General features: G+C 58.7%; 8 protein-coding genes and 1 pseudogene. 4 read left to right on the forward strand and 5 right to left on the reverse strand.

Annotation, left to right across the window (positions count from 1 at the left end; translation table 11 throughout):
- Positions 1–153 precede the first annotated feature (153 nt).
- A complete protein-coding gene (locus tag FHT71_RS12695; protein ID WP_132588647.1) occupies positions 154–1698 on the forward strand; it encodes a M48 family metalloprotease in 1545 nt (514 codons plus the stop codon).
- Positions 1699–1751: 53 nt separating this feature from the next.
- Here FHT71_RS12695 and FHT71_RS12700 read toward each other — a convergent pair whose 3' ends face one another.
- From FHT71_RS12700 to FHT71_RS12720, 5 genes are all read right to left on the reverse strand, one after another.
- A complete protein-coding gene (locus tag FHT71_RS12700; RefSeq protein WP_007528357.1) occupies positions 1752–2615 on the reverse strand; it encodes an RNA polymerase factor sigma-32 in 864 nt (287 codons plus the stop codon).
- Positions 2616–2993: 378 nt separating this feature from the next.
- Positions 2994–3566: a CarD family transcriptional regulator gene (locus FHT71_RS12705; protein ID WP_007528356.1), complete on the reverse strand. Its 573-nt coding sequence runs from the start codon at positions 3564–3566 to the stop codon at positions 2994–2996.
- A gap of 389 nt (positions 3567–3955) precedes the next feature.
- Positions 3956–4294 (reverse strand): ferredoxin FdxA, encoded by a 339-nt coding sequence (gene fdxA, locus FHT71_RS12710; protein WP_007794632.1) that lies wholly within the window; start codon positions 4292–4294, stop codon positions 3956–3958.
- A gap of 193 nt (positions 4295–4487) precedes the next feature.
- Positions 4488–4892, reverse strand: a complete 405-nt coding sequence (locus tag FHT71_RS12715; RefSeq protein WP_132588646.1) for an RNA-binding S4 domain-containing protein — start codon at positions 4890–4892, stop codon at positions 4488–4490.
- A 3-nt stretch (positions 4893–4895) separates the two neighbouring features.
- On the reverse strand, positions 4896–7934 hold the full coding sequence (locus FHT71_RS12720; protein ID WP_183719807.1) for a helicase-related protein: 3039 nt from the start codon (positions 7932–7934) through the stop codon (positions 4896–4898).
- A gap of 515 nt (positions 7935–8449) precedes the next feature.
- Here FHT71_RS12720 and FHT71_RS12725 point away from each other — a divergent pair.
- The 3 genes and pseudogenes from FHT71_RS12725 to FHT71_RS31220 all read left to right on the forward strand — a co-directional run.
- On the forward strand, positions 8450–8605 hold the full coding sequence (locus FHT71_RS12725) for a DUF3309 family protein (protein WP_007794620.1): 156 nt from the start codon (positions 8450–8452) through the stop codon (positions 8603–8605).
- Between the two features lie 27 nt (positions 8606–8632).
- A complete protein-coding gene (locus tag FHT71_RS12730) occupies positions 8633–8896 on the forward strand; it encodes a YMGG-like glycine zipper-containing protein (protein WP_132588644.1) in 264 nt (87 codons plus the stop codon).
- Between the two features lie 659 nt (positions 8897–9555).
- A pseudogene (locus FHT71_RS31220) lies at positions 9556–9755 on the forward strand (group II intron reverse transcriptase/maturase); the annotation flags it as partial.

The following is a 9755-nucleotide window of genomic DNA, read 5'->3' on the forward strand; positions in this document are numbered from 1 at the left end:
CATTTAGTCAGAGTCTCGCTATGCAACCGATGCGGAAATCAGTTACAGCAAAGACTTGTGTCCCCGATTGTGCAGTGCAAGAGCGGGGACGGACGCCTGTTGAATCACCATGAGACCGACCGGGTCGCGGAAGCGGACCGGCCGACAAGCAAGATGACTTGGAGAGCCAGACTGGACAGCATGACGACGTGGAAATTCCCCGCGCCTTCCAGTGATGTGCTCTCGTCTGCGTGCCGTCTGGCGCGACGAGTGTCGTTCGTGTGTGCAACGAGCGTGGCGCTGTACGGCTGCCAGTCCATCCTTGAACAATCCTACCAGCCGAGCGTTGCACCGTCCTCCAGTCCGCAGATCGTCGATGAAGTGCAGAAGAACGATCCGCGCGCTGCCATGGGCGCCCGTGAGCATCCACGTATCGTTGCGAGCTATGGCGGTGAGTACAACGATGCAAAGACCGAACGCCTAGTTGCCCGCATCGCGGGCGCACTGACGGCTGTTTCCGAGAATCCCAGCCAGTCCTATCGCATCACTATCCTGAACTCGCCGGCCATCAACGCCTTTGCACTGCCCGGCGGCTATCTCTATGTAACGCGCGGCTTGCTGGCGCTTGCCAACGACGCTTCCGAGGTCGCTGCGGTCCTCTCGCATGAGATGGGCCATGTCACAGCAAATCATGGCATCGAACGGCAGAAGCGCGAGGAAGCTGAGGTCATCGCCAGCCGCGTCGTGGCCGAGGTGCTGTCCAGCGATATTGCCGGAAAGCAGGCCCTGGCACGCGGCAAGCTCCGATTGGCTGCTTTTTCGCGGCAACAGGAACTGCAGGCGGACGTGATCGGCGTGCGCATGCTCGGTGAAGCGGGCTACGATCCTTATGCGGCTGCGCGGTTCTTGGATTCGATGGCCGCCTACAGCCGCTTCATGTCGGTCGATCCCGAGGCGGATCAGAGCCTCGACTTCCTGTCCAGCCACCCGAATTCGGCGCAGCGCATCGAACTTGCGCGCGACCATGCCCGTGCGTTTGGCCAGGAAGGCAAGGTTGGTGACACGGGCAGGGACTATTATCTCGATGGAATCGACGGCCTGCTTTACGGTGACAGCCCGGAGGAAGGCTATGTCCGCGGTCAGACCTTCCTGCATGGCGGGCTTGGTATCCGCTTCGACGTACCACCTGATTTCAAGATCGACAACAAGGTCGAGGCGGTCATGGCGACCGGCCCGGGTGATGTCGCGATCCGTTTCGATGGCGTCGCGGATAATCAGAGCCAGAGCCTGACCAACTATATCTCCAGCGGCTGGGTTACCGGCCTTGATCCGTCCACCATCCAGCAGGTCACGGTCAACGGGATGGAAGCCGCAACGGCGCGAGCGAGTGCAGATCGCTGGGACTTCGACGTCACCGTTATCCGCAACAATGCGCAGATCTTCCGGTTCCTGACGGCCGTGCCGAAGGGGAGTCCGACGCTGCAGCAGACGGCCGACGTATTGCGGGCAAGCTTCCGCCGAATGACGCCGGAGGAGACTGCGTCGCTGAAGCCTTTGCGCGTCAGGGTAGTCAAAGTACGACCGGGCGAAAATATCACGACGCTTGCTGCGCGGATGATGGGCACGGATCGAAAGCTTGATCTCTTCAAGCTTATCAACGCCTTGCCGACGGGTGCTTCCGTTTCTCCGGGCGACCGCGTCAAGATTATCGCTGAATAAAAAGAGGCCCGGCTTTCACCGGGCCAGTTCCATCACTGGGGGAGTAAGCTCTTTCAGGCCGATGCGGCCATATAGGGGTCAGCGCTGACCAGCGCGCTGCGGAGTTTTTCCATTGCCCGGCTTTCGATTTGCCGGACGCGCTCCTTGGAAATACCGAGGTCGGCGCCGAGTTCCTCAAGCGTAGCGCCGTCTTCCGCGAGTCTGCGGGCGCTGATGATCTTCATTTCCCGCTCATTGAGGTGTTTCAGGGCAGAAGCGAGCCAATTGCGTCGGCGCTCGCCGTCGATCATGTTTGATACCTGTTCGTCCGGGAGCGGCTCATCGCTGACGAGGAAATCCATCTTCTCGGCACTGTCGGCATCGCCTGAAACCGAGGGTGCTTGAAGCGAGGCGTCGTTGCTTGAAAGCCTTGCATCCATCGTCTGGACGTCGGAGAGGCTAACGCCGAGAGCGGCGGCGATTTCCTGGTGGATGGACTGGAGAGTGAGCTGTGTGTCACCCCTGGCGAGCTTGGCGCGCAGCCGACGAAGATTGAAGAAAAGGGCCTTCTGAGCAGAACTCGTACCGCCGCGGACAATCGACCAGTTGCGAAGGATGTAATCCTGGATGGATGCACGGATCCACCAGCTTGCATAGGTGGAGAAGCGGACATCACGCTCGGGCTCGAAGCGTGCTGCGGCCTCCAGCAGCCCGACGTAGCCCTCCTGCACGAGGTCGCTCATCGGTAGACCGAAATTACGAAATTTTCCCGCCATTGAGATAACGAGACGCATGTGGGCCATGGCGATCTGATTGCGGGCGCCACGGTCATCATTGTTTTTCCAGCGGATTGCGAGATCGTGTTCCTCTTCGCGAGCAAGGTAGGGAGCCGCCATGGCGATTTTAATCATGCGCCGGTCTGCTGACATGTTCTTCATATCGGTCTCCTGAATTCAGGCGTCACGCCAAAAAAAGGGCAAAGAATGCTTGCTTCCGGACATTGCTGCCCAGACCAAATTCATGTCTTGAACGTATAAAGGCCCCGAACTCTGGACGTTTCCAGATGGGGCCCTAGCTTAGGGTTATGCGCCGGTAGTACGGCCGGGTAGGACCAGTTTCTTCAAGTTGCCGGATAGGCAGAACGTGGAAGGCATGATCCGCTCCTCATCGAACGTTTACAGGAATGCGAGCGTTCGAGGGTGATGTCAGTTCCCGACGCGGTCCGCAGCTACATCCCTAAAACGCGCCAGGATGGAAAAAGTTCCAATAAAAAACCCGGCGCGAGGCCGGGTTTTTTTTCAAGAAAAACAAGGAGCTTATGCAGCTTCGTCCTGAGATTCGTCTTCTTCGATTGCCTTGCCGCGCTTCGGACCCTTGTTGAGGTTGGTCTCTACGAGACGGACGGCTTCGGTTTCCGACATCTTGTTCACGGCAGCGATTTCGCGTGCCATGCGGTCAAGCGCAGCTTCATAAAGCTGACGTTCGGAATAGGATTGTTCCGGCTGGTTTTCGGCGCGATAGAGATCGCGGACAACTTCAGCGATGGAAATGAGGTCGCCGGAATTGATCTTGGCATCGTATTCCTGGGCGCGACGGGACCACATGGTACGCTTGACGCGCGCCTTGCCCTGCACAACCTTCAATGCACGCTCGACGAAATCGGTTTCGGATAGCTTACGCATGCCGATGCTCATGGCCTTGGCGACCGGCACTTTCAGGCGCATCTTGTCCTTCTCGAAATCGATAACGAAAAGTTCAAGCTTCATGCCTGCTACTTCTTGCTCTTCGATGGCGCTGATGGTACCGACGCCGTGTGCGGGGTACACGATCGATTCACCGGTCTTGAAGCCGTGACGTGCGGAAGAAGGTTTTTTCTGCTGGGTCGTCATTCTATTCAAACACTCCCTGTTACGCTTCCGGCTGCAGCCGGAGCCGGGTCAGTCAGGCCCGGATGAGACGGTCAGATCCGTCGGGTGACTTACTTCTGGTCCCACCGGACAAAAGCAAACATATCCATGCGCACAAGCTTGGAACCTCACGGCTCAAGGCGTTGATATGTCACGGAAACCGCGTTTTTGGATTTGTTTTGCTTTCGTGGTGGTTTGGGCATGCTTCATGCCGCAAAATGGATCAGTGTCAGAAAGCTATCACAAAAATATGAGGAAATCAATAATTTACTGCGCCTGAGTCATGCGCGCAACACATGACACCCATATGCCGCAGACACACTTCAAGCGTTTTCCAGCTCACTGAACCCGGTTTCAGACCTACCGGAGGATCAGTCGCCCGCTCCGGGCTTCTCCGAGAAATACTTCTCGAACTTGCCGGTTTCGCCATCCAATTCCTTCGCTTCGGGCATGGCATCCTTCTTGACCGTGATGTTCGGCCAGATGCTGGCATACTCGGCGTTGATCTTGAGCCACTTGTCGAGGCCCGGCTCCGTGTCCGGTTTGATTGCCTCGGCGGGACATTCCGGCTCACAAACGCCACAGTCGATGCACTCGTCAGGATGAATGACGAGGAAGTTTTCGCCTTCATAGAAGCAGTCGACGGGGCAGACTTCCACGCAGTCGGTATATTTGCAGCGAATGCAATTGTCGGTCACGACATAGGTCATGAAGAACTCCAGGACTTCCATACAATGGGGCCGGGCAACCTGGAACGTCGCGCCTTCCCCCAACCGGAAAGGAAGCGGTGAGATGCTTGGGAGGCATTCACGCTATCCGGCAAGTTGATTGTGACGTATCGGCTTTGTCTGCGGATTTCAAGGATAAAGAAATCGCAGAACTCGACAGTTCGGATAGAGTTTTCTAATCCTCGTCCGACATCAGCCTGTCGATTGCACGACGTTCCTTTTTTGTGGGTCGTCCCGTCCCTGTGGCCCGCATTGCCTGCTCATAAGGTGTCAGGCGTTTTGTCTCGTCGGGCGGTGGCGTCAGATCCTCATAGAGGAGCCGGGCTTCCTCATAGGGGCCACGCCGCTCGCCGCCTGATTTGACGATGAGGACAACGTCGCGCCGCTCGAGCGCCAGCTCGACCTTGTCGCCCACCTTGACCGTTTGACTCGGCTGGAGGGCGCGCTCGCCATTGATCCGGACATGCCCGGATTGAATGTGGCTTTGTGCCAGCGAGCGCGACTTTACCATACGCGTGAAGAACAGCCACTTGTCGATGCGCTGCCGCGAACCGCTTCCTGGCTGTGTCTCCCCGCTCATCTGCTACTTCTTCATCTGCTCCTTCAAGGCAGCGAGCTTCGCGAAAGGAGAATCCGGATCAATCGGCTTTTCCTTGCGCGGTGGCTTTGCCTCGAAGCGCAGTGGCTGTGGGCCGCCGCGATTGTTGTTGCGATCCTTGCGATCGCCACGGTCTTGACGGTCGCCGCGCTGTTCGTGGCGGTCGCCGCGTCCCTGATGTGGCTTGCCGCCATCCTTGCCGTGATGCTGGCGGTTGCCGTCTCGGCCCTCGTCATTTGCACCACCTTGGCGGCGATGATCAGATCCCCGGTCCTGGCCGCGATTGTTGCCACCGCGACGTTCGCCCGGGTTGCGAGCCTGGCGCTGATTGTCCGTGCGGCCACCGAGGCGCCAGAGAAGAACCGGCTTCGGCTCCTCGGCGTCTTCGGGATTTGCCGCGACTGGTTGTTCGGTCACCACTGCTTCAACAGCAGCGGGAGCTTCCGAGGCGGCTTCCTCCGATGCGCTGTCGGCATCGTCGTGATCCGCCTTCTCTGCGCCATCCTCAACCGCAGTCCCGGTCGTCGCCGCTACCGAGGCGTCCTGAGCCGACAGATGGGCTGCTGCCTCCTCCGCCTTGACGGCATCGGAGCGATAGCCGAGCCCCTTCAGGATTTCTTCCATGTCCTCGAGTGTTGCACCAAGGATCGAAAGCATAGCGGTCGTCGTCGTGAAGCGGCGGCCGTCATATGCTCCTTCGGGACGATTTGCCTGGCCCGGCTTCCACTGAAGCAGCGGGCGGATGATATCCGCCAGGCGCTCAAGGATATCGATGCGAACCGCGCGTTTACCGAGGAATCGGAAGCCGGCCAGCTTGTAGAAGGTGCGCTCGAAACCCGGATCGGTGACGACCGAGGTGCGGCCGGCAGCCAGCACCGGAATGAGATCGCCATAACCGGGCTTGTCGAGACCGTCATTCTTCAACGCCCAAAGGAGTGTGATGAGCTCTGCAGGGGCGGGCTTCAGAAGGGCGGGGACGAAGATGTGGTAGGCACCGAAGCGGACACCGTAGCGGCGCATCGAAGCGCGGGCATCCTGATCCAGCGACTTTACTTCTTCGGTCACGTCGCGCCGGAACAGCACGCCGAGGTTCTCGACGAGCTGAAATGCTAGGCCCTTTGCCAGGCCCTGCAGATCCTCTGCGCGGGACAGATCGTCAAGCGGCTTCAGAACCGTGCTGATATGATGATTTACGAAGCGCTCGATACGGGCGGTCACGTGGTCACGTGCATTGCCGGTCAACTGCTCGTCGGCGAGAATAATGACGCGCGGGCGCATGACATGATCACTGCCTGCCAGTCGTGCCACCGGGTCGCCCAACCAGCGGATCGAACCGTCGGAGCTGATCGCGAGATCGCTATTGCCGGCCGCGTGGAGGCGAGCCGCACGCGCCTCGAATTCCAGAGCAAGCGCCTTCTGCGAAGCAGACTGAACAGCCTTGGCGTCCGGTCCCTCCGCTCCCGAAATGGGCGTGAACCGGAATCCCGACAACTGCCCCACATGATGTCCTTCAACAAAGACATCGCCATTTACACTGATTTCAGCTTCCAGCATCGCATTCTCTCTCAGGCGCTTCATGAGCACAGATGTCCTGCGATCAACAAAGCGTTTCGTCAACCTTTCATGTAACGCATCGGACAATCGATCTTCGATTTCCCGCGTCTTTTCCTGCCAGTGTGTCGGATCGGCAAGCCAATTGGGCCGATTCGATACATAGGTCCAAGTCCTTATCTGCGCGATTCGCGCCGAAAGCGTGTCAATCTCACCGTCCGTTCGATCCGCGCGATGTACCTGCTCGGCAAGGAAGTCCTCATTTACCGTGCCATAGCGGACGAGATCGGAAAAGAGGGTGGAGATGAGATCGGCGTGTTGGGCCGGCGCGATGCGCCGGTAGTCCGGAAGCGCGCAGGCTTCCCACAACTTCTCGACGCTCGCCGGATTGTTCGCAAGGTCGATGATCTCAGGGTAGCGCGACAGGTGTTCCAGCGCTTGTTGATCAACGGCAGGCAGAGCGCGTGTCAGGCCGGAAACGGTGGGGCCGGTCTCAAGGCTCGCGCGCAGCGCGTGAATGGAGGCGAAGTCGAGGTTCTTTGAGCGCCATTGCAGCACTTTTACATTGTCGAATTCGTGACCTTCGATGCGTTCGACCAATTCCTCATCGAAGGGATCGACTTGGCCGGTGACGCCAAATGTCCCATCGCGAACGTGTCGACCGGCGCGGCCGGCAATCTGCCCGAGTTCGGCAGGATTGAGATTACGGAACTGGTAGCCGTCGAATTTGCGATCCTGCGCGAAGGCGACATGATCGACATCGAGATTGAGACCCATGCCGATCGCATCCGTCGCGACCAGATACTCCACGTCTCCGGCTTGGTAGAGCGCCACCTGCGCATTGCGGGTACGTGGACTAAGGGCTCCAAGGACGACGGCTGCCCCGCCTCGCTGCCTCCGGATCAACTCGGCGATCGCATAGACTTCATCCGCCGAGAAGGCGACGATCGCCGAACGTTGAGGAAGGCGTGTGATCTTCTTTTGTCCGGCGTAGAACAGCTGGGAAAGTCGCGGTCGCTCGACAACGATAATGCCCGGAAGAAGCTGCTGTAAAATTGGACGCATAGTGCCGGCGCCGAGCAGCAGTGTCTCGTCGCGACCGCGCAGATGCAGGATACGGTCCGTAAAGATATGACCACGTTCCAGATCGCCCGCGAGCTGCACTTCGTCGATTGCGACAAAGGCGGCTTTGGTCTCGCGCGGCATCGCCTCAACAGTGCAGACCGAAAAGCGGGCGCTGGGAGGCGATATCTTCTCCTCGCCCGTTACCAGCGCAACATTCTGGATCCCGACCTTTTCGGCGACGCGTGTATAGACCTCGCGTGCCAGCAGCCGCAACGGTAGTCCGATCACGCCAGTGCCGTGCGCAACCATGCGCTCGATGGCATAATGCGTCTTGCCGGTATTGGTTGGCCCGAGCACCGCGGTTACTCCGCGCCCGCTCAGTATCATCGGCTGCGATGTCAGTGTCATGGTCCTGCAAGTGAGGCGAGGGTGCCCCAGGTCAAGTCAGCTCCTCTCCGAGAGCAGACAACACATGGACAGCCGTTGTCTCAAACGCAAGGGCTGATTTGAATTTACTCTGCGGTTTTCTGTTGCGCGAAAAGCTTGCAGATTGCTCGTTTTGCGATTCGGAACAGCTTGAGAACGAATCGGAGACGAATCGCTGACTCCGGATGATTCAGTGTTTGTTCACGGCTAAGTATTGATTTTGAATCACTTTTTCCCACAAGATGCTGAATCTTGAAATTCGCGCCATACGTGTGGCCGGAGTTGCATCTAGGCTGTCAACGGCCTTTCGCCGAAAATCGACAATCGATCCAGCCCGCCCCGACACCCCATGATGCTAACGTTCCTGAGAGGAACCGGAAAATGCGGCTCGATCTGGTTTTTTTCATCAAAGCGGAACAGTTGATGCATAGGGAACAAAAAACGGTGGTGTGTGTTTCTCGTCCATTCCAAGTGTAACGACGTTGAGGACTTGAACCATGCTTGGCACGATACTTCTGATTATCCTTATTCTGCTTTTGATCGGCGCCTTACCGAATTGGGGCTATAGCCGGGGATGGGGCTATGGACCTTCGGGCGGTTTAGGGCTAGTTCTCGTGATTATTATTATTCTTGTGCTGCTTGGTCGCATCTAAGCGACGGAAAAAACTGGGAGATATCTCATGATGAAAAAGATTGTGCTCATTGGCGCTCTCGTTGGTGCGCTTGCCTCCTGCACGGCGACTGAACAGGGTACCGCGATCGGTGCCGGTACAGGCGCCATTATCGGTGGTGCTGTCAGCAACAGCTGGGGCGGCGCTGCCGTGGGCGCAGTTGCCGGTGGTCTTGCTGGCGCATTGATCGGCCACTCCGTTGAGCGGCGTGGCTACTGCGTCTACAGGGATCGGTACGGCCGCCGCTACGAAGCACGTTGCCCACGTTACTAAGGCCCGGGCCAGCGCCTAGCAGGCTTATCATCTTGAGATCGAAAGCGCCGGCTGAATCGGCGCTTTTTTGTTGTGCGCCCAGCATGGGCGCATTCTTGTGGGTGGAAGTCCCACCGTAAGCTGGTCATGGCGAGCGAAGAGAAGCGCAACTGCGGAAGGGCGACCGACCGTGGGGAGGAAGCGTGGATCGCAACTGCGGGTCGATGAACAAGAACCGGATATGAGGCGATGCCGACCAGGGCGAGCGGGCAACATACCGCGAAGCTCTTGTGACCAAGGGTCGGTGGCGTAAATCCGGCGGTCGTGCAGTGAAGGAGTGTGTTCTTACCTGTTGGGAGATCTCGTTTTGCGCCTGAAAGGGCGACGGTGTCGAGCCGGAGCGAGAAGTCAGCAGAGGTCGTAGTAGGGAGCAGGTAGGTGCGAACGAAGGGCTGAACGAGAGAGAGTGAAGTTCCTCTAAGGATGAGCAAGGTCATGCGTCAGATGCCGGGAATGTCCGGGAGATCGGAGGGGCAAGCGGGTGAAGCCCGCCCAGGCTCCGATCTTGACGAAGCCGCGCTCCCGCCGCGGATCGGGAACGACACAGGTGCTGGGCTGCTTGAGGCGGCCCTGCGGCGAGAGAACCTTCTGCAGGCGTGGAAGCAGGTGCGCGCCAACAAGTGCGCGCCAACAAAGGCGCTGCGGGCGCGGACGGACTGGATATCGACCAGACGGCCGCGATGCTACGCCAGTGCTGGCCTGCCATCCGCGACAGGCTGCGGGAGGGGACGTATCGGCCACAGCCGGTGCGTCGCGTGATGATCCCGAAGCCGGGGGGCGGCGAGCGCGAGCTTGGCATCCCCACGGTGCTGGACCGCCT

The sequence above is a fragment of the Rhizobium sp. BK060 genome (assembly GCF_014193145.1).
Classification (GTDB): domain Bacteria; phylum Pseudomonadota; class Alphaproteobacteria; order Rhizobiales; family Rhizobiaceae; genus Rhizobium.